The organism is Allobosea sp. NPDC003192 (assembly GCF_050275675.1).
In the GTDB taxonomy this organism is placed as follows: domain Bacteria; phylum Pseudomonadota; class Alphaproteobacteria; order Rhizobiales; family Beijerinckiaceae; genus Allobosea.
On record NZ_JBNNPK010000007.1, the window covers coordinates 50,228 to 70,106 of the forward strand.

Below are 19,879 nucleotides of genomic sequence, written 5' to 3' on the forward strand. Positions count from 1 at the left end.
GCAAGCAAGGCGGTCGGAGCGGCGGGCGGCATCATGATTTCGGCCCGACCTGGCGGTTGAGCTCGCGCCAATCCTTGGGCTCGGCAGGGCGGAAGCTGGCCGCGCCGGCCGTCACGCTACGGTAGCCGACGGCCGGAACGCGGACGTTCGGATCGGCCGGTCGCGCCAGATGGTCTGGGACCGTGGCGGCGCAGGCGCCAAGCACCAGAGCGACGGCCATCAGCAACGGCACCTTCACCAAAGTCACGATTCGGCATCCCCCTGTTTCGATGCGACAGGGGTAGCAGCGGCGTTTTGCGGGCGTCCGTTACAAATTGTTTCAAAGCGGCGCGGGCGGCCGGACCGCAGGCGCGCTATTGTGCCGGCGATCAGATGGCAGGAGCCCGTTCGCGGGAGCACGGACATTCCGACCGAAACACAGGCAGAGACGGGTCCCGACGCGACGACCGCCGACGACCACGGCCATATCCTGGTGGTCGACGACGATCCGCAGATCAGGCTGCTCGTCGCGCGCTTCCTGCAGCGGCATGGCTATCAGGTCACCGGCGCGCCTGATGGGCGCGCCATGCTGGAGGCGCTGGCGCACAGCGCCATCGACCTGATCGTGCTCGACCTGATGCTGCCCGGCCGTTCCGGGGTCGAGCTCTGCCGCGACGTGCGCACGACCTCGCAGGTGCCGATCGTGATGCTGACGGCCCGGACCGAGGAGAGCGATCGCATCACCGGGCTGGAGGGCGGGGCGGACGACTATGTCACCAAGCCATTCAGCCCGCGCGAGCTCCTGGCTCGCATTCGGGCGCTGCTGCGTCGGGTAAGGGCGAGACAGGGCGCCACCACAACGCAGACGAATGCAATCGTGAGCTTCGACGGCTGGCGCATGGACCTGCGGCGGCGCGAGCTGCAATCGCCTTCGGGGACGCTGATAGACCTCTCGACCGGCGAGTTCGACCTGCTCGTCGCCTTTGTCGAGCACGCCAACCGGGTGCTGTCGCGCGAGGCACTGATGCAATTCGCCAAGGCGCGGATGAGCGACGACCCGTTCGACCGCACCATCGACGTCCAGATCAGCCGTTTGCGCCGCAAGCTCGAGGCCGATGCGCGCGGGGGCCAGTTGATCAAGACGGTTCGCGGCGCCGGCTACCTCTTCGCCTCGCAGGTCGACCACCAGCAAGGACAGCCCGCTTGACGAACCTCGCCAAGCGGCTCTGGCCCGATACGGTCGCCAGCCGCGCCATCCTGATCCTGGTCGCAGCGCTGCTCGCCTTCCATCTGCTCGGCTACTGGGCCTACCGCGTCGGCGTCGAGAACCTCGCCACGGCAGGTCAGGACCGCGGCCTCGCCGAGCGCATCGTCTCGATCAAGCGGGCGATCGCCAGCCTGCCGCAGGCGCCGGAACGCGACCGCGTCGCGCATGACCTGTCGAGCGCCAGCCTCGAAGTGCACTGGAGCAAGGTCAGCCTCGTCCTCGGCACTGCCCCGATGACCGAGCGCACCCGGGCGATGGAGGTGCGGCTCAAGGCCCTTGCACCGGAGCTGGCGGCGGAATCCTTCCGGGTCGGCTTTGCCGACGATGGCGCGCTCGGCGCCGGCGAGGCCAATGCCTACAAGCACATGATGCTGGTTTCGGTGCAGCTCGAAGACGGCTCCTGGGTCAACTTCTCCTCCTCCGCGCTCGGTGCCTCGCAGCATCTCGACTGGGGCCTGACCGCGATCATGATCTGCTTCGCCGTCGCCATCGTCGTGGTGGCGCTGCTGCTGCTACGCTGGGCGACGCGGCCCCTGCGCGATCTCGCCCTGGCGGCCGAGCGCTTCAGCCTCGATCAGACGCCACAGCCCCTTCCCGAAACCGGCCCAGCGGAGGTGCGCCGCGCCGCACGCGCCTTCAACACGATGCGGGAGCGTATCCGGAGTCTGGTCACCGAGCGCATGCAGGCGATGGCGGCGGTCTCGCATGATCTGCGCACGCCGATCACGCGCCTGCGGCTCCGCTCCGAATTCCTGGAGGATGAGGCGACCCGCAGCCTGATCGACGCCGATCTCGGCGAGATGGAGGCGATGATCGACTCGACCCTCGACTATTTGCGCGGCGGAACCTCGAGCGAGCCGCTGCGCCCGGTCGATCTCGCCTCGGTGATCGAGACGATCGTCGACGAGCATGTCGACCAGGGCCACCGCGTCTCATTGGTCGGGCTGAACTCCGCTCCGGTGCAAGGCAGGGTGCTCTCGCTGAAGCGTGCGGCGTCCAACATCATCGGCAATGCGGTGAAGTACGGTCAGACGGTCACGGTCAACATCGCTGATGCCGGCGACAGCTTCGCCGTCCTGGTCGAGGACCAGGGACCGGGCATTGCCGAGGCCGATCGTGAGCGGGTGTTCCACCCCTTCGTGCGGCTGGAGGAATCGCGCGGCCGCCAGACCGGCGGCTCGGGCCTCGGCCTGACCATCGCGCTCGCCATCGTCCGCTCGCATGACGGCTCGATCGTGTTGGATAACCGCACCGAGGGCGGACTGCGGGTGACGCTGTCACTGCCGAAGCTCGATCGGACGGCCCAGCCAGCGGCCGATATGCGGGTATGACCGCCGGCCTCTTCGCCGGGCGCAGGGCGGCTCGCTTGCCTCGTGTCGGAGCGGCCCTAGACTGGCCTCATGGCACATTCCCTCAAGGCCGGCGCGACGCCGGCGACCGCTTCCGCCGGCCCCAACCAGCCGAAGCTAGATTCCGATGCGGTCTGGGAGGCGCGGCGCGATCTCGCCGCCTGCTTCCGCATGGCGGCGCGCTATGGCTTCGAGGAGGGCATCTGCAATCATTTCTCGGCGCTGGTGCCGGGCTATGACGACCTCTTCATCGTCAATCCCTATGGCTGGGCCTTCCGCGAGCTCACCGCCTCGAAGCTGCTGATCTGCGACTTCCACGGCAATGTCGTCGCCGGCGAAGGCCAGCCCGAGGCGACCGCCTTCTACATCCACGCCCGCGTTCACAAGAACCTGCCGCGCGCCCGTGTCGCCTTCCATACCCATATGCCCTATGCGACGGCGCTCTCGATGACCGAGGGCGATCCTCTGATCTTCGCCGGGCAGACGGCGCTGAAATTCTATGGCCGTACCGCGTTCGACCGCGACTATAACGGCCTCGCCCTCGACGAGCGCGAGGGCGACCGCATCGCCGGCGCGGTCGGCGAGGCCGACATCGTCTTTATGAAACACCACGGTGTCATGGTGCTCGGCCCGACCATCGCCGAGGCCTGGGACGATCTCTATTATCTCGAACGCGCCTGCGAGGTGCAGGCGCTGGCACTCTCGACCGGCCGGCAGGTGTTACCGGTGAAGCCGGCGATCGCCGAGGCGGCCTACCAGCAGATGCGCGAGGGCGATCCGGAATCGGCCCGCCTGCACCTGGCCTCGATCCGCCGCCAGCTCGACGCCGAGGAGCCGGTCTATCGGGATTGAGGCTAGACGCCGAGTTCGCGCAGCAACCCATCCAGCCGCGCGATGCCGGCTGCGATCTGCGCCTCGTCGAGCGCTGCGTAACCGATGACGAGGCCGGCGTGGCGCTCGGGATCGTCCGGCCGGTCATAGAGCCCGCTGACGCCATAAAGGCCGAGCGAGGCCGCTGCGGCCCGCTCCGTCAGTTCGGCTTCGCGCGTTTGCGGCAGCCCGTTGATCCAGGCGAGAACATGCAGGCCGGCATCGGTGCCGGCGATGGTGACGCGCTCGCCCAGCCGCTCGCGCATTGCCTTCAACAAGGCGACCCGCCGCTCGCCATTGCGGCGCCGGATGCGGCGCACATGCCGCTCATAGGCGCCGTTCGCGATCAGCTCGGCCAGAGCCGCCTGTTCCAGCTCGGGCGTATGCCGGTCGACCATGCGCTTGGCCCGGGCAAAGACCTCGCGCAGCGCCGGCGGCAGCACGAGATAGCCGAGCCGCAAGGTCGGCGAGAGCGTCTTCGAGACGGTGCCGAGATAGATGACGCTGCCGGTCTGGTCGAGCGAGCGCAAGGGCGGCACCGGGCCGACGCCGTGGCGGTACTCGGCGTCGTAATCATCCTCGATGATCGCCGCCCCATGCCGGGCCGCCCAGGCGAGCAGTTCCTGCCGGCGCGGTGCCGATAGAATGCTGCCGAGCGGCAATTGGTGCGAGGGTGTGACGAAGGCGAGCCGCGCCGGCGGTAGGGCGGCTATCTGCATGCCCTCGCGATCGACCGGCTGCGGCGAAAGCTCTGCCCCCGCCGTCAGGAAGGCCTGGCGCGCCAGATTGTAGCCGGGATCCTCGATCACGACGCGGTCGCCGGGGTCGAGCAGCAGACGCGTGCAGAGGTCGAAGCCCTGCTGCGAGCCGTTGACGACGAGGATGTCGTCGGCCTCGCAGCGCAGGCCGCGGGCGCGCCAGAGATAGCCTTGCAGCGCCGTGCGCAGTTCCGGCAGGCCGCGCGGATCGCCATAGCGCAGGCGAGCCGGCCGCCTCGTCACAGCACCAGCCAGCGCTCGCCGCCAGGCCAGCGTCGGGAAGTCGCCGCCGGCAAGCTCGCCGTAACGGAAATCGAGCGCGAAGGGCTGCGGGGTCCAGAGGATTGGCGCGGCCGATGCCAGCCGCTGGCCATAAGCGGAAAGTTCGGTCGGGCGTGAGACCGGCGCGCTTCCTGATGTCGCATCTGGCCGCGCCAGCCCGGCGGCAACCCGAGCCCGCGCGCCCGGCCGGGTTTCGAGATAGCCCTCGGCCGCCAATTGCTCGAAGGCGGCCGTGACGGTGGTGCGCGACAGACCCCATTCGGCCGCGAGAGCGCGCGTCGACGGCAGGCGCGAACCGGGGGCGTGGACCCCGGCCGCGATCTCGCGCTTGATTGCCGCGACGACCCGGCGTTGGGCGCCGAGATCGTTCTCAACTGGTCCAGTGAGAATGCTTGAAACTGGCCGTTCCATGCAGGCCAGATTAGCGGCATGAGGGCGGCAACTGCAAGGAGACCCTTACCATGTACACGCCGCCGGCCTTCCGCGTCGACGACCGCGCCGAGATCCACGCGATGATGCGTGCCTGCCGGCTGGCCACGCTTGTGACCGCTACGGCCGAGGGGCTGCTCGCGACGCCGCTGCCGCTGATCCTCTCGGAAGAGGAGGGTGAGTTCGGCGTGCTCCACGGCCATCTCGCCCGTGCCAATCCGCAATGGCAGAAGGCGGCGATCGGCGAGGCGATGGTGCTGTTCAACGGCCCCGACGCCTATGTCACGCCGTCCTGGTACGAGACCAAGCGCGAGACCGGCAAGGTGGTGCCGACCTGGAACTACCAGGCGGTACACGCCTATGGCCCGGCCGAGTTCTTCGACGATCCCGAGCGCCTGCTCGATGCGGTGACGCGCCTGACCAATCTGCATGAGGGCACGCGGGCGCAGCGCTGGGCGGTCGATGACGCGCCGCCAGAGTTCGTGCGGGCGCAGCTGCGCGGCATCGTCGGCCTGCGCATCCCGATCACCCGGCTCGAAGGCAAGCGCAAGATGAGCCAGAACCGCCCGCTGGCGGACCGCCTCGGCGTCGCCGAAGGGCTGGGCGCGAGCGAGCGCGCCAGCGACCTGGCCGTCGCCGCGATGGTGCCGGTCGAGAGCTGAGGCTCAGTCCTGCGTCTCGCCCTCATAGGGCGTGGCGCGCATCGACGGGCGCTGGTTGAAGCGGTCGTACCAGCCGGCGAGCTTCGGCGCCCGTTGGCGGAAATCCGCCAAGCGCCGGAAGCTGAGCCAGGCGAGGGCCGTCGCCAGCCCGATCTGGCCGACCGTCACTCGCCCGTCGAGATCGGCTTGCGTCTCCAGATAGTCATAGGCTTCGAGCAGCTTCGTCGTTTGTCCGGTTGCGAGCGGCGGGTATCGCAAAGCCTCGGGGCGGCGCTCGGTCTCCCAGCGCACGGCGATGCCGGCATCGCACAGGCCTTGCGCCAGTGCTTGCAAGCGCAGGGCTGAATAGCGCTCCGGACCCTCGCGCGGGATCAGCGAGCCCACTCCGGCGAGCCGGTCGAGATAATCGCAGATCACCACGGAATCAAAGAGCGCGCCGGCATCGGGCGTCAGCAGCACTGGCACCTTGCCGAGCGGATTCTGCGCGAAGACGGCATCGTTGCGGTTGGTCGGACTGGTCTCGTGATGGACGACGTCGAGGCGGTCGGCCAGCCCGAGTTCATGGGCGCAGACCAGCACCTTGCGGGCATAGGGCGAATGGCTCTGGTAGAGCAGGGTGAGCTTGTCCGCCATCACGCTGCCGTCCCGGCGACCTCGGCCGGCGTCAGCCCGACCAGCTCGGCATAGCGCTCCGGATCGGTTGCGCCCTCGGTGACGACGGCGAAGACGCGCGAGGTGCCATCGAGCTTCAGCGCCGCCCGCGCCTGCGGATCGCGCAGCGCGGCGAGCAGACCGGCGAAGCCGGCCGCGCCGCTCTCGCCGGCGACGATCGCCGGGTCGCTGCCGGCCGGGCGCGCCAGCCGGTTCATCGCCTCGACTGCGACCGCATCCTCGACCGTCATGAAGGCGTCGGCCGCACGCGACAGCACGCGCCAGGCGAGCGGCGAGGGATCATAGCATTCCAGCATCGCCATCACCGTCGGCGCGCCATGGGCGATCTTGGTTGGCCGTCCGGCGCGGGCGCTCTCGAACAGGCAGGCAGCGCGAGCCGGATCGACGACAGTGAAGACCGGCCGGTTCTCGCCGAACTCCAGCGACAGCTGCGCTGCGATCGCCGCGGCGATGCCGCCGACGCCGGCCTGGACGAAGACATGGGTCGGCGGCTCCGGCAGCTGGCGCAGCGCCTCGCGGATGATCGCGGTATAGCCCTGCATGACGAGGCCGGGGATGCGCTCATAGCCGTCCCAGGAGGTGTCGGAGACGGTCGTCCAGCCGCGCTCATCGGCGACGCGGGCAGCTTCCACGATGGAATCGTCATAGGTGCCGGGGACGCGAATGATCTGCGCGCCGAAGCGGGCGATCGCGGCGGCGCGGGGCTCGCTGACGCCGGCATGCATAAAGATCACCGACTTTGCGCCGACGAGCTGTGCGCCCTGCGCGACCGAGCGGCCATGATTGCCGTCGGTGGCGCAGGCGAAGGTCATCCCGGCCGCGATGGCGCGGACTTCGGGCGAGGTCAGATCGGCTTCGTCGAGCGTGCGGCCGAGCCGCTCGCTCGCCGCTTCCAGGACGAGGCGCGTCACGGCGTAAGCGCCGCCGAGCGCCTTGAAGCTGCCGAGGCCGAGCCTCTGGCCCTCATCCTTGAGATGCAGCGCGCCGATGCCGAGCTCCTTGGCCAGGCTTGGCAGGGCGCAGAGCGGCGTCGGCGCATATTCGGCTCTGCCGGCGAGATGCCGCGCGATCGTGTCTGCTCCCGCGGGGCCGAGCGTCTCAGCGTCGGTCGGATGGAGGGGCTGGCGGAAGTCCGGGAGCTGGTTGAGCAGGAGCACGGCTTGCCTCTTTGAGATGTCCAGGTGAAGAGATATTGCAAGCGCCCTGAAAAAGGCGCTGCAATCGCACGCCAACCTTGCAAGTTTGTTTCACCATCATTGCCCTTGGAGCTGTGCTTGAGCGAACCGACCGCTGCCGCCCTCGACGCCTTCGACCGGGCGATCCTCGCCATCCTGCAGCAGGACAACACCACGCCGCAGCGCGTGATCGGCGAGAAGGTCAAGCTGTCGGCTCCGGCCGTGCAACGCCGCATCCGCCGGATGGAGAAGGACGGCGTCATCACCGCCAATGTCGCGGTCGTCGAGCCGGCGGCGCTCGGCCACCCGATCACCATCTTCGTCGAGATCGAGCTGGTCAGCGAGACGGCCAGGGATATAGACGCCGCCAAGCGTGCCTTCCTCGCCGCGCCCGAGGTGCAGCAATGCTACTACGTCACCGGCGAGGTCGACTTCATGCTGGTCGTGCTGGTGCCGAGCATGACGGCCTATGAGGCGCTGACCCGCCGGCTCTTCTTCGCCGACGCCAACATCCGCAAGTTCCGCACCTTCGTCGCGATGGACCGGGTCAAGGCGGGGCTGACGGTGCCGGTGGGGTAAGACGCAGCCTCTCCCGTCATGGTCGGGCTTGTCCCGACCATCCACGTCTTCCTTCGAGCAGTGCGGTGTTCAAGACGTGGATGCTCGCCACAAGGGCGAGCATGACGGACAGGAATGACGGCGAGCCTCCGCTAAGACGTCAGCGCCCCTGCCGTCATGCCCTGGACCATGAACTTCTGCAGAAAGATGAAGGCCATCACCAGAGGCAGGCTCGCCAGCACCGAGAAGGCCATCATCGTGTTCCAGTCGGTGACGAATTCGGCCATGAGGCTGTAGATCGCCATGGTCAGCACCCGGTTCTCCCAGGATTCGATCAGCACCACCGCGAACAGGAACTCGTTCCAGGCGAGCAGGAAGGTGTAGAGCCCGGCGCCGATGAAGGCGGGATAGGACATCGGCACCAGCGTCCGGAAGATCGCGCCCAGCCGCGAGCAGCCGTCGACCATCGCCGCCTCCTCGATGTCGCGGGGTATGTTGATGAAGTAGCTGCGCAGCATCAGGATGCAGAAGGGCAGGGTGAAGGTCAGGTAGACGATCACCAGCGAGGTGCGGGTATCGTAGAGCCCGAGCGTGATGAAGATCCGGAAATAGGGGATGCAGAGCAGCACCAGCGGGAACATCTGCGTGGTGATCAGGAACATCAGCACGGCCCGCTGGCCGGCGAATTTGAAGCGCGCCAGCGCATAGGCCGCCATCGCCCCGAGGATCAGCGAAAGCACGGTCACCAGTAGCGAAATCACCATCGTGTTGGCGAAGACGAGGAGATAGCGCGGGCTCGCGAAGATCTTGCGGTAGCCTTCCAGCGTGAAGACCTGCGGCAGCCACTCCGGCGGCATTCGCATCACCTCGATGTTCGGACGCACCGAGACCGTCAGCATCCAGGCGAGCGGGAAGAACACGATCGCGATCGCGACCAGCAGCAGGAGGTAAGAGGCGGCGTTGATCAGGCGCTCGCGCCCGCGAATGCCGATCTTGCCGAGATAGGGGCGTGTATGCGCGGCAGCGCCGAGCTGGGCGACGGTCATTGCTGGTTGCTCATGGTTCGGCGGACATAGATGGCGCTGACGATGAACAGCACGATGAACATGACCACGGCCTCGGCCGAGGCGTAGCCGAATTTCAGCTTCTGGAAGCCGTCGAAATAGATCGCCGTCGCCAGCACTTCCGAAGAGTGCGCCGGCCCGCCGCCGGTCATCACATAGACCGGGTCGAAGGCGCGGAAGGTCCAGATCGAGTCGAGCAGGACGATCGTGGTGATGACGCCGCGCAGTTGCGGCAGGGTGATGTGCCAGAACTGCCGGAACAGCGAGGCGCCGTCGATCTCGGCCGCCTCGTAGAGCTGCTTAGGGATCGCCTGCAGGCCGGCGAGCAGCATCACCATGAAGAAGGGGAAGGCACGCCAGACATTCATCGCCGTCACCGAGCCGAGCGCCGTCGAGGGATCGCCGAGCCAGGAGATGGTGAAGTTGGCGTCGATGATGCCGAGCGAGGCGAGCAGGCCGTTGAGCACGCCGAAGGGCTGCAGCATCAGCACCCAGATCATGCCTGCTACGGTCGGCGCCAGCAGCCAGGGCACGATCAGCAGGCCACGCGCGAGGGTGCGGAAGGCCGGGTCGAGATTCATGTTGAGCAGCAGCGCGAGGCCAAGCCCGATCACAAGGTGCAGCACCACGCTGAAGAAGGTGAAGACGACGGTCTGCCAGAAGGCGCGCCAGAACAGCGGATCATTGGCGAGCGCGATGTAGTTGCCGAAGCCGACCCAGACCTCGCGCTGGAGGTTGCTGTCGTGGAAGCTCAGGCGGATCACGTCGATCAGCGGATAGATCAGGAGCGCGACGAGGATCAGCAGCGACGGCCACAGGAAGGACGCGGCCAGGAATTCCTCGCGGTATTTGCGTTTGAGCGTCAGCAGCATGACTCGCCGATCGTTGCGGAGTTGGCTGCCTGCTAGGCAAGCATCCGGCTCTGAGCGAGGGGAGAGGGACCGGCCGGAACATCTCCGGCCGGGAATGATGGTGTCAGGCGATCACTTCGCCGCGGCCAGGACCTTGTTCCACTCGGCCGCCGCGTCATCGAGCGCCTGCTTGGCGGTCTTCTTGCCCTGCACCGCGTTCTGGATTTCGGTGGTCATCACCTTGTTCATCTGCACGGCGTTCGGCATCGACAGGAACGGCGATTGCGCGTTCGGCTGCGCCATCTGCGTGACGAAGGCCTGGAACAGCTTGCGCTCCTTGAACCAGTCCTGGCTGGAGACATCGGTGCGGGCCGGGAAGCCGCCGGTGCCCTTCGCCCACATCTCGATGCCCTTCGGGCCCGAGAGCCACTTCATGAAGGTCCAGGCCGCATCCTTGTCCTGCGCCTGGCTGCTGATGGTGTTGAGCGAGCCGCGCACCATTGTGCCGGTGCTCTTGCCTTTCGGCAGCGGCGCGATGTCGTAGTTGAGGTTCGGGTTGAGCTGCTTCTGGATGGCGACGCCCCACGGCCCTTCGAACATCATCGCGACATTGCCGGAGGCGAAGTTGGCGCGCTTTTCCTTCTCGCCATTGCTCAGCACGCCCGGCACCGAGACTTTGTCCTTGTTCATCCGCTCGATGTACCACTCGATCGCGGCGACGCCTTCGGGGCTGTTGAACACGGCCTTGTTGGTCGCCGGGTCCATGATCGTCGCGCCGCCCTGCAGCAGCAGGGGGTAGATGTCGTAGGTCATGTTGGTCGGCGGCTCGGCCTGGAGCGTGCCGGTGACCGCGAACTGGCGCTTGTCGGGATTGGTCAGCTTGCGCGAGTACTCGGCGAACTCGTCCCAGGTCTTCGGCGGACCGGAGAGACCGGCTTCCTTGAACCGGTCGGTGTTCCAGAACAGCGCCACCGCGCCGCTCTCGATCGGCAGGTAGTACTGCTTGCCCTTCCACTTGGCATGGAAGGTCTCGGGGATGTTCGCGAAGAACTCCTTCGGCTCCTTGGCGATGCGCGCGTCGATCGGCTCGATCATGCCGAGATCGGCGAATTCGGCGACCCAGTCGACCTGGACCAGCAACACGTCCGGCAGCTTCTTGGCCTGGTGCAGCACGATGGCGCGGTCATGGAAGCCGGTGAACGGCGAGTCGACCGGCGTCAGCTTGATGTCGGGATGGTCCTTCTCGAAGGCGGCCTTGAGCTCGCCCATGAACTTCTCGCCGACCTCGGTGCCCTTCCACTGGCCCCAGCGAACCTCTTTCTGCTGGGCTAGCGCGAGCGTCGGCAGGCTGATCGCCGAGGCGAGCGCCATCGCCGCGAGCGTCAGCAAGGAAGACCTGCGGTGCTGATCCATATGCGTTTCCTCCCGTTGATTGTCCCTTTGGCAGTCTTCTTGATCAGCGGCGCATCCGTCGTTGCGGGCGCCGGAACAGGCGCGGCTCAGGCCGCGCGAGCCTTTTGCAGGGCCTCGGGCACGGGCGGCGCGACCTTGACCAGCGTGGTGTTCTCGTCGACCAGCTTGCTCGTCCCGCCGACATTCATCCAGGTGAACATGTTGCGGAACATCTCCTGCAGCGAGGCCATGATCGCGGTCTCCGCCTCCTTGGGCATCTCCCAGAACGGCTTCTTCATCACCTTCCAGGACTTCTTGCGGGTGTTGTAGAAGAACTGCGCGTCGGTCTCGCCCGCTCCCTTTTCGGAGAGATGGTTGGCGAAGGTGTACTCCCGGATCTGGTCCTTCAAGGCCTGCGGCAGGGCCGGGTGGTCGAAGATCAGGTTGTTGAAGCCGAGTGCGAGATGGACCTCGACCGCCTCCGCCTTCGGAAGCTTGGCGAGCTGCGTGCCGGGCAGGGTCGAGGCGCCGTGCTGGACCGCGCCGGCCATGTTGTACTCCTTGCGGCAGATCGTCGAGATTGTCTTCAGCAGGTCGTAGTCGACGTTGACGTCGGCGAGCGTGCCGTCGGGCAGCACCTTGCCGCCGTGATAGGTGCCGGAGTTGATCGAGATTTTGCTGACGATCGGCAGCTTGGCGCTGCGCTTGGCCATCTCCTCGAGATAGACCTTCATGAAGGCGCGCAGCTCTTCCGGTGTGGTGTTCTCATGGCCGACCTCGCCGATCTCGGCGCCGAGCGAGATCGAGACGCCCTTGGGCTCGATGCCGCGTACGAACTGCGTGAAATGCGCGGTCAGCTCGGCATTGACGCGCTGCTGGTCCTCGACCGTCGCCAGCGACAGGTCGACCACCGTCGAGGCGTCGATGTCGATGCTGTACATGCCGGCGGCAACCTGCTCGCGCATGATGTTTTCGAGCTTGCGCACCTCGGCCTTCGGGTCGGCGAGGTAGGCCTTGGCATTGATCTGGTCATGGTCGGCCTGCAGGAAGACCGGGCCGGTGTGGCCCTCGCGCAGCGCTGCGGCGAGCACCGCCGCGGCGTATTCCAGCGGCGGCTGCTGGGCATAGAGCGCTTCGCCCACCGCCTGCTCGAAGATGAAGAGCTTGGAATCGAGCTCTTGGCCGGCGCGGAAGACGGCGCGGCAGGTGTGATAGCTCCAGCCGCGCAGGTTCATCGCCGGCACGGTCTTGCCCGACCATTTGCCGGCAGCGCAGGCGAGATAAAGCTCCTGGATCGAAGCGGGCACGATGCCGGCGGCATGGGCGGCCTCGCGGATCGCCCAGATCGCGACCGAGCGTGCCTCCGGCTCGGCCAGCGCCGCCGTCTCGGCCCAGCGGTCGATCATCGCATCCGGCGGACGCTTGCTCTTGCTGAAGTCGGGCGAGGAGCCGGCGAGATCGACGCCGATCGTCTTGAGGTCGTCGGTGAGCTCAGCGAGCGAGGCGCATGCCATGGGTCATACCTTCGAAAACGGCTTCGAAACGGACAGCGCCGGCGGGGCTCCGGGCTTCCGGCGAGGCGGGTCGGACCGCTGCCTCGTCACGTTCGCAATCAATGCATGGTGTTTTCGTTATCGCAAGTCATATTATCGTTTTCGCGCATTGCAACATAAGCCATGTTGCAATGCGCAATCGACATAACCTCAGTTCGGATGTGTTTTACCGGTTGCCAGCAAGGCCTGGACGGCGGTGCGATCGGGCATGCCGTCCCAGCCATTGGCGCGCTCGGCCTTGAGCGCCGCGACGGCCGCCGCCATGCGCGCCGCCTCGACCGGGCTCTGTCCCTCGCAGAGCCCGAGTGCATAGGCGCCATGGAAGACGTCGCCGCAGCCGGTGGTGTCCTTCGCTTCGACCTTGAAGGCGGGGACGCTGACGAGTTTGCCATCGATCAGCCAGAGGCTGCCGGCGCTGCCGCGCGTCACGGCGAAGACCTTGCCGGAGCCGTTGGCGCAGCGCCGGAGCAGCTCCTCGGCCGGCCCGTCGCCGGCGTAGTCGCGCAGGCCCTCGGCCGAGAAGACGATGTGATCGGCCTTGGCGATCAGGCGTTGGTTGTCCTCCGGTGTGCCGCCATCGACATCGAGCACGCTCGGGATGCCGGCTTGATGGGCGCGGTCCAGGACGATTCCTGCACCGCCCGGCCACCGCGTATCGGCCAGCACGGCGCCAGCCTGGTCCAGCCTGTCCTGCGGCAGCACGCTCGCATCCTGCGAGAGGCTGCGCCGGTTTGAGACGATGCTGCGCTCACCGCGCCGGTCGACCAGCACGATTGCCCGCAGCGTGCGCCCCTCCGATAGGATCGCGACGCCGCTGCAGTCGACGCCATGGCCGCGCAGCAGCCGCAGGCCCGTCTCGCCGGCCGCATCGGCGCCGACCCGGCCCCAATAAGCGGCTTGCCCGCCGAGATGGCAGATCGCCACCGCGGCGGTCGCGGCCGGCCCGCCGAAGCGCTCGACGTAAGCAAGCACGCCGGTCTTGATGCCGGCCGAGGGCAGGGCCTCGACCTCGAAGACCTCGTCCTGGACGAGGTTGCCGACGCAGACGATCCTGCGGCCGCTCATGCCTGTCCCGCCCGGGCGGAAAGGGTGATCGATTGGATGAAGCGCGCATGGCGGGATATCCGCCGGCTCCCTGGCCGCGTGGTCAGCATATTCCGTCCCGCCGGATCTCGTTCTCTGTCGTGCCGGCAGGATCCGGTTGCGCGGCGAAGGAGATGATGCCCGACGCTTTCACTTTCGCAACATCATTTTCGCAAACGCGCATTGCGCAAACAGTGCGACTGGTCGTAGAGACGGTTTCATCGATAGGTTGATACAACCCATCCGGGTTCGGCTCTGAAGCAGGCCTGCAATGGAACCGCTGAGCAAACGCCACTCCGACATTCTCGATATCCTCGGCAAGCGCGGCTATGTCGCGATCGAGGAGATCGTCTCGGCCTTCAACGTCACGCCACAGACCGTCCGGCGCGATCTGCAGGACCTCGCCGATCGTGGCCTGCTGCGACGTCATCACGGCGGAGCGAGCGCCAATCTCTCGACGGCGAATACCGACTACGGCCTGCGTGTGGTCGAGACCGCGACGGAGAAGGCCGCGATCGCCCGCGCCGCCGCCGAGCTGGTGACGCCGGGAACTTCGCTGTTCATGACGCCAGGCACGACCATGGATGCTTTCGCCAAGGCGGTCGCCGAGCGCCGCCCGCGCGGCCTGCGCGTCGTCACCAACAGCACGGCCGCGGCGGCGATCCTCGACAAATGCCCGGAGATCTCGATCCTGATCACCGGCGGCCACTGGCTCGGGCCGAACCGAGCCTGCGGCGGCATGCATGCCGCCGCCTTCATCGAGAATTATCGCTGCGACCTGCACATGACCAGCATCGGCGGCATCGACGCCGCCGGGAACCTGCTCGAATACCGTGACGACGAGGCGGTGGTCGGGCGCACCATGCTGCGCAATGCCCGCCGTTCGGTCCTGCTCGCCGACCACACCAAGTTCAGCCGCGTCGCCATGGCGCGCCTCGCCCATCTCAGCGAGATCTCGACCTTGGTGACCGACCGCCAACCGCCGGCCGCGACGGCGCAGGTGATCCGCGATGCACGTTGCGAGCTGATCGTCGCCGGCTGATCACGCAACGGTGAGCGCCGACGCGTTGCGCGTCGCGGGGTCAGGCTCCTATCCTCCGAAGAGGCCGCCCGCGCCATATGGGCGCTCCCGCCGCGGCCGCGTCAGTCGAAAAATCCTATCGTCGAAAGAGACACGTCATGCGCTATCAAACGCTTGGCCAGACCGGCCTGCTCGTCTCCGAACTGTGCCTGGGCACCATGACCTTCGGAGGTGGCGATGCCGGCATCTGGGGCAATATCGGCCGGCTCGATCAGCAGGAGGCCGATGGGCTGGTGAAGACCGCGCTCGATGCCGGCATCAATTTCATCGACACCGCCAATGTCTATGCCGAGGGCAATTCCGAGCTGATCACCGGCCAGGCCCTGCGCAATCTCGGTATTGCCCGCGACGAGGTCGTCGTCGCCACCAAGGTCTATGGCCGGATGGGGCAGGGGCCGAACGGCTCCGGCGCCAGCCGCTACCACATCCTCGAACAGGCCAAGGCCAGCCTGAAGCGGCTCCAGCTCGACCATGTCGACCTCTACCAGATCCACGCTTTCGACAGCGTCACGCCGATGGAGGAGACGCTCGAGGCGCTCGATGCGCTCGTCCGGCAGGGGCTGGTGCGCTATGTCGGCGTCTCGAACTGGGCGGCCTGGCAGGTCGCCAAGGCGCTCGGCATCTGCGAGCGCCGGCACCTCGCCCGCATCGCTTCGCTGCAGGCCTATTACACCATCGCCGGCCGTGACCTCGAGCGCGAGATTGCGCCGATGCTGCTCTCGGAGCGGGTCGGGCTGATGGTCTGGAGCCCGCTCGCCGGCGGCCTGCTCTCGGGCAAATACGACCGCCGCAACGAGCAGGGCGGCGAGGGCAGGCGGGCCAGCTTCGACTTCCCGCCGGTCGATCGCGAGCGCGGCTATGACGTCATCGACGTGATGCGGCCGATCGCCGAGGCGCACAAGGCCTCGGTCGCGCAGGTGGCGCTCGCCTGGCTGCTGCACCAGCCGGCGGTGACCAGCGTCATTATCGGCGCCAAGCGGCCCGAGCAGCTCAGCGAGAATATCGCCGCGACCGAGCTCTCGTTCACTGCCGACGAGCTGGCAGCGCTCGACGCCGTCAGCGCGCTGCCGAAGGAGTATCCGGGCTGGATGCTGGAGCGCCAGGGCGCCAACCGGACGAAGCCCGACCCGCGCCGGGTGGGCTGAGCGTCGGCAGCGCGAGTGGGATCGGCGACCTTCGCGTCTTTCCGGGGCTTTGCGTAGCAAAGAGCCCGGAATCCATGAACACCACGCTCCGCGAAGGAGGCGCCGACCGATCCGCGGCTCGTCCGAAGTACTGGTGTTCATGGGTTCCGGGCTCAGGCCTACGGCCTGCCCCGGAATGACGGGAGTCCGGTCAGAAGCGGTCGCTGGCTTCGAGATAGAGGCTGGCGATCGATTCGATGCCTGCCTGGTCGTCGGCGTCGAAACGGCCGGGCTCCGGACTGTCGAGGTCGATCACGCCGATGACCTCGCCGTCGCGGATCAGTGGCACGACCAGCTCGGAGCGCGAGGCGGCGTCGCAGGCGATGTGGCCGGGGAAGGCGTGCACGTCCTCGACCAGCACCGACTCGCGCCGCGCCACAGCCGTGCCGCAGACGCCGCGCCCGACCGGGATGCGCACGCAGGCCGGTTTGCCCTGGAACGGGCCGAGCACCAGCTCGCCGCCGCGCATCAGATAGAACCCGGCCCAGTTCAGCCGCGGCATCGCGTCATAGAGCAGGGCCGAGAGGTTGGCGGCGTTGGCGATCGCGTCGCGCTCGCCATGCAGCAGGCCTTCGAGCTGCTGGACGAGCTCCCTGTAGAAGCCCGGCTTGTCGCTGGCCGAGATCGTTGCCGCCTGGAACATGGCTCGCCTCCATAGAGTCGAGGCTGGATATGCGCCGCCCAAGCGGATTTTGCGAGGGCTATTGCCGGCCGGAGGGCGGGGGGCAGCTGCGCGTCCAGAGCAGGAAGGCGGAGAGCCGCCGCAATTGCCGGGTGGCGAAATAGAGCACGTAGACCATCATGCGTCTCCGATCGGGAGCCCACGACAGCATCGTGGCGCTTTTAGCTTTGGTGACGCGGTGCAAGCTGCTCCGGCAAATCCCGCGACCGGCCCGCATCGCTGCGGTCCGATGTTCAGATCATTCGCAATCGCCGCTCCGAGGTCAATGAAACGGCTTTCCAAAGGTTTGATGACACTAGGTAAAATCGTCCACGATTACAGGCTGTCGCGACAGACGCATTTCCCGCCTGCCACAAGGGCCGTCGAAGTTGGTTCAGGTGAAATGCCGGTTGGCCGGCCGCGGCAGGCCGAGATGGTCGCGCAGCGTCGGCCCCTGATACTCCCGCCGGAACAGGCCACGCCGCTGCAGTTCCGGCACGACCTTGTCGACGAAATCGTCGAGCCCCTCCGGCAGATAGGGGAACATCACGTTGAAGCCGTCGCTGCCGCGCTCGGTGAGCCATTGCTCCATCTCGTCGGCGATCGTCTTCGGCGTGCCGACGAAGGCGAGCCCGCCATAGCCGCCGAGCCGCTGGGCGAGCTGGCGCACGGTCAGGTTCTCGCGGCGAGCGAGCGCGATCGTCCGCTCGCGGCCGCTCTTGCTCTGATTGGTCTCGGGGATGTCGGGCAGGGGGCCGTCCGGGTCGAAGCCGGTGGCGTCATGGCCAAGCGCGATCGAGAGCGAGGCGATGGCGCTGTCATAGTGCACGAAGGAATCGAGCAGCGCCCGCTTCTCGCGCGCTTCCTCGACGCTGTCGCCGACCACGGTCAGCACGCCCGGCAGGATCTTGAGATGGTCGGGATTGCGGCCGATCGCCTCCATCCGGCCCTTCACATCGGCATAGAAGGCCTGGCCGGCTGCGAGCGTGCCATGCGCCGCGAAGACGACCTCGGCCGTCTCGGCGGCGAGCTGGCGGCCGGGCTCGGAGGCGCCGGCCTGGACGATCACCGGCCAGCCCTGCGGCGGTCTTGCGATGTTGAGCGGCCCGCGCACCGAGAGATGCTCGCCCTTGTGATCGAGCCGCCGCATTTTATCCGGATTGAAATAGAGCCCGCTCTCGCGATCGCGGATGAAGGCGTCGTCGGCGAAGGAATCCCACAGGCCGGTGACGACATCGTAGAATTCGCGCGCCCGGTCATAGCGCTCGCCATGGTCGACATGGGCGTCGAGGCCGAAATTCAGTGCCGCATCCGGGTTCGAGGTGGTGACGATGTTCCAGCCGGCGCGGCCGCCGCTGATATGGTCGAGCGAGGCGAAGCGCCGTGCGATGTGATAGGGCGCGTCGAAAGTGGTCGAGGCGGTGGCGACGAGGCCGATGCGCTCGGTCGCGCCGGCTAATGCCGAGAGCAGGGTGAACGGCTCGAACGAGGTCACCGTATGGCTGCGCTTCAGCGCCTCGACCGGCATGTTCAGCACGGCGAGATGGTCGGCCATGAAGAAGGCGTCGAACTTGCCGGCCTCGAGCTTCCTGGCGAAGCGCTTCAGATGGCCGAAATTGAAGTTCGCATCGGGGTAGGCGCCGGGATAGCGCCAGGCGCCGGTATGGATGCTGACGGGGCGCATGAAGGCCCCCAAGTGAAGCTGGCGCGCGGTTGTCATGGCTGGCCTCGGCAGGCGGTTGCTCAGAGCCTGCTGAGCTATGCCTGCGTCGGGCGGTGCGCCATGGCGCACCGCAAAAAGCCAAGAATCGTCTCTTGATAGCGGCCGATGGAGAGGGTTCGTCTCAGCTTGCCCATGAACCGGAGAAATTCGGTTCTGGACTGATACGCCCTTCCCGTCATGGTCGGGCTTGTCCCGACCATCCACGTCTTTCCCGATGTAACGCGGTGTTCAAGACGTGGATGCTCGCCACAAGGGCGAGCATGACGGTTTGGGAGCCGCAGCGTCAGACCGCCGCCTTCTTGATCGCGTCTAGCACGTCGCTGCCGTATTTGCCGACGAACTCCTTCTCGACCTCGGCGGTGACGACCTTGGCCAGGGAGTCGCGATCGGGGTTCTCGACTGCCTGCATGCCGGCCTTCTTCAGCGCATCGAGGCTCGATCCTTCGGTGTCCTCGTTCATCTTGCGCTGGATGCCGGCGCATTCGAGCGCGATGGCGGCGAGCAGCTGCTGGATGTCGGCCGGCATCGCGTCGAATTTGGTCTTGTTCATCACCAGCGGGCCGGTGGTGAAGGCGTGGCGCGTCAGTGAGAGATGCTTCTGCACCTCGTTGAACTTGGCGTTGAGGATGAGCGTCACCGGATTCTCCTGGCCGTCGACCGTGCCGGTCTCCAGCGCGGTGAAGAGCTCGGTGAAGGCCATCGGGGTCGGGATCGCGCCGAGCAATTGGAAGGCCTTGATATGGGCCGGGTTCGGCGTGGTGCGGATCTTCAGGCCCTTGAGGTCGGCAGCGGTCGCGACCGGGCGGCGGTTGTTGGTCAGGTTGCGCCAGCCGATCTCCCAGGTGGCGAGCGCCTTGAGATTCGAGCCTTCGAGCTCCTTGCGCAGGCCGTCGCCGATCGGGCCGTCCATCACGGCCGCCGCATGCTTGCGGCTCTGGATCAGGAAGGGCAGGTCGAGCACGTTGAGCTTGGGTGCGAGCCCGGTGAAGAACGGGTTGCCGGTCAGGCAGATGTCGAGCGAGCCACCGCGCACCGCGCTGATCGTCTGCGCGTCCGAGCCGAGCGCGCCATTCGGGAAGACCTGGACCTCGTAGCGGCCCTGGCTCTTGGCCTTGACCTGCTCGGCAAAGAGCAGCGCCGCCTTGTGCCAACTGTCGGCCTCCGGGTGCGGATGGGCGAAGCGCAGCTTCGTAGCCTGCGCCAGAGCCGGGCGGCCAATGGCGAAGAGGGCGATGCCGGCGCTCGCGCCGGTGAGGGCAGTCCTGCGGGTGATGGTCATGAGCGTC

19 protein-coding genes are annotated in these 19,879 nt (G+C 67.0%); 7 read left to right on the forward strand and 12 right to left on the reverse strand.

Annotated features, from left to right (window positions below; translation table 11 throughout):
* Nucleotides 1–31: 31 nt before the first annotated feature.
* Complete coding sequence (locus tag ACQKLX_RS11585; RefSeq protein WP_427361728.1) at nucleotides 32–247, reverse strand: hypothetical protein; 216 nt, start codon at nucleotides 245–247, stop codon at nucleotides 32–34.
* Nucleotides 248–358: 111 nt separating this feature from the next.
* On the opposite strand from ACQKLX_RS11585, the gene ACQKLX_RS11590 reads away from it, so the two are divergent.
* The 3 genes from ACQKLX_RS11590 (at nucleotide 359) to ACQKLX_RS11600 (ending at nucleotide 3,447) form a co-directional block, all read left to right on the forward strand.
* Entirely contained in the window at nucleotides 359–1,186 is an 828-nt protein-coding gene (locus ACQKLX_RS11590) for a response regulator (protein ID WP_427361729.1), read from the forward strand.
* A complete protein-coding gene (locus tag ACQKLX_RS11595; RefSeq protein ID WP_427361730.1) occupies nucleotides 1,183–2,577 on the forward strand; it encodes an ATP-binding protein in 1,395 nt (464 codons plus the stop codon). Before ACQKLX_RS11590 ends, ACQKLX_RS11595 begins: the two co-directional genes overlap by 4 nt.
* Nucleotides 2,578–2,646: 69 nt before the next feature.
* On the forward strand, nucleotides 2,647–3,447 hold the full coding sequence (locus ACQKLX_RS11600; RefSeq protein WP_427361731.1) for an aldolase: 801 nt from the start codon (nucleotides 2,647–2,649) through the stop codon (nucleotides 3,445–3,447).
* Between the two features lie 2 nt (nucleotides 3,448–3,449).
* Here ACQKLX_RS11600 and pdxR read toward each other — a convergent pair whose 3' ends face one another.
* Complete coding sequence (gene pdxR / locus ACQKLX_RS11605; protein WP_427361732.1) at nucleotides 3,450–4,916, reverse strand: MocR-like pyridoxine biosynthesis transcription factor PdxR; 1,467 nt, start codon at nucleotides 4,914–4,916, stop codon at nucleotides 3,450–3,452.
* A gap of 50 nt (nucleotides 4,917–4,966) precedes the next feature.
* On the opposite strand from pdxR, the gene ACQKLX_RS11610 reads away from it, so the two are divergent.
* Nucleotides 4,967–5,596 carry an FMN-binding negative transcriptional regulator gene (locus ACQKLX_RS11610; protein ID WP_427361733.1) on the forward strand — a complete coding sequence of 210 codons (630 nt, stop codon included), beginning with the start codon at nucleotides 4,967–4,969 and terminating at the stop codon, nucleotides 5,594–5,596.
* Nucleotides 5,597–5,599: 3 nt separating this feature from the next.
* Here ACQKLX_RS11610 and ACQKLX_RS11615 read toward each other — a convergent pair whose 3' ends face one another.
* Nucleotides 5,600–6,229: a glutathione S-transferase family protein gene (locus tag ACQKLX_RS11615; RefSeq protein ID WP_427361734.1), complete on the reverse strand. Its 630-nt coding sequence runs from the start codon at nucleotides 6,227–6,229 to the stop codon at nucleotides 5,600–5,602.
* The gene (locus ACQKLX_RS11620) at nucleotides 6,229–7,425 is read right to left on the reverse strand and encodes a diaminopropionate ammonia-lyase (protein WP_427361735.1); all 1,197 of its coding nucleotides are present in this window, start codon (nucleotides 7,423–7,425) and stop codon (nucleotides 6,229–6,231) included. The genes ACQKLX_RS11615 and ACQKLX_RS11620 overlap by 1 nt, the downstream gene beginning before the upstream one ends.
* A 117-nt stretch (nucleotides 7,426–7,542) precedes the next feature.
* On the opposite strand from ACQKLX_RS11620, the gene ACQKLX_RS11625 reads away from it, so the two are divergent.
* Nucleotides 7,543–8,022, forward strand: a complete 480-nt coding sequence (locus tag ACQKLX_RS11625) for an Lrp/AsnC family transcriptional regulator (protein WP_427361736.1) — start codon at nucleotides 7,543–7,545, stop codon at nucleotides 8,020–8,022.
* A 131-nt stretch (nucleotides 8,023–8,153) separates the two neighbouring features.
* On the opposite strand, the gene ACQKLX_RS11630 is transcribed toward ACQKLX_RS11625, so the two are convergent.
* The 5 genes from ACQKLX_RS11630 to ACQKLX_RS11650 all read right to left on the reverse strand — a co-directional run bounded on the left by ACQKLX_RS11630 (nucleotide 8,154) and on the right by ACQKLX_RS11650 (nucleotide 13,926).
* Nucleotides 8,154–9,047: a carbohydrate ABC transporter permease gene (locus ACQKLX_RS11630; protein WP_427361737.1), complete on the reverse strand. Its 894-nt coding sequence runs from the start codon at nucleotides 9,045–9,047 to the stop codon at nucleotides 8,154–8,156.
* Complete coding sequence (locus tag ACQKLX_RS11635; protein ID WP_427361738.1) at nucleotides 9,044–9,937, reverse strand: carbohydrate ABC transporter permease; 894 nt, start codon at nucleotides 9,935–9,937, stop codon at nucleotides 9,044–9,046. Before ACQKLX_RS11635 ends, ACQKLX_RS11630 begins: the two co-directional genes overlap by 4 nt.
* A gap of 111 nt (nucleotides 9,938–10,048) precedes the next feature.
* The gene (locus ACQKLX_RS11640) at nucleotides 10,049–11,329 is read right to left on the reverse strand and encodes an ABC transporter substrate-binding protein (RefSeq protein WP_427361739.1); all 1,281 of its coding nucleotides are present in this window, start codon (nucleotides 11,327–11,329) and stop codon (nucleotides 10,049–10,051) included.
* A gap of 86 nt (nucleotides 11,330–11,415) precedes the next feature.
* Nucleotides 11,416–12,822: a class II fructose-bisphosphate aldolase gene (locus tag ACQKLX_RS11645; RefSeq protein WP_427361740.1), complete on the reverse strand. Its 1,407-nt coding sequence runs from the start codon at nucleotides 12,820–12,822 to the stop codon at nucleotides 11,416–11,418.
* Between the two features lie 189 nt (nucleotides 12,823–13,011).
* Nucleotides 13,012–13,926: a PfkB family carbohydrate kinase gene (locus ACQKLX_RS11650; RefSeq protein WP_427361741.1), complete on the reverse strand. Its 915-nt coding sequence runs from the start codon at nucleotides 13,924–13,926 to the stop codon at nucleotides 13,012–13,014.
* A 289-nt stretch (nucleotides 13,927–14,215) separates the two neighbouring features.
* On the opposite strand from ACQKLX_RS11650, the gene ACQKLX_RS11655 reads away from it, so the two are divergent.
* Nucleotides 14,216–14,986, forward strand: coding sequence for a DeoR/GlpR family DNA-binding transcription regulator (locus ACQKLX_RS11655; RefSeq protein WP_427361742.1), 771 nt, complete (start codon nucleotides 14,216–14,218; stop codon nucleotides 14,984–14,986).
* Between the two features lie 137 nt (nucleotides 14,987–15,123).
* A complete protein-coding gene (locus ACQKLX_RS11660; RefSeq protein ID WP_427361743.1) occupies nucleotides 15,124–16,170 on the forward strand; it encodes an aldo/keto reductase in 1,047 nt (348 codons plus the stop codon).
* 190 nt (nucleotides 16,171–16,360) lie between these two features.
* On the opposite strand, the gene ACQKLX_RS11665 is transcribed toward ACQKLX_RS11660, so the two are convergent.
* The 3 genes from ACQKLX_RS11665 to ACQKLX_RS11675 form a co-directional block, all read right to left on the reverse strand.
* The gene (locus tag ACQKLX_RS11665) at nucleotides 16,361–16,852 is read right to left on the reverse strand and encodes a GAF domain-containing protein (RefSeq protein ID WP_427361744.1); all 492 of its coding nucleotides are present in this window, start codon (nucleotides 16,850–16,852) and stop codon (nucleotides 16,361–16,363) included.
* Nucleotides 16,853–17,264: 412 nt separating this feature from the next.
* The gene (locus ACQKLX_RS11670) at nucleotides 17,265–18,590 is read right to left on the reverse strand and encodes an LLM class flavin-dependent oxidoreductase (protein WP_427361745.1); all 1,326 of its coding nucleotides are present in this window, start codon (nucleotides 18,588–18,590) and stop codon (nucleotides 17,265–17,267) included.
* Between the two features lie 286 nt (nucleotides 18,591–18,876).
* Nucleotides 18,877–19,872, reverse strand: a complete 996-nt coding sequence (locus ACQKLX_RS11675) for a TRAP transporter substrate-binding protein (protein ID WP_427361746.1) — start codon at nucleotides 19,870–19,872, stop codon at nucleotides 18,877–18,879.
* Nucleotides 19,873–19,879: the final 7 nt, after the last annotated feature.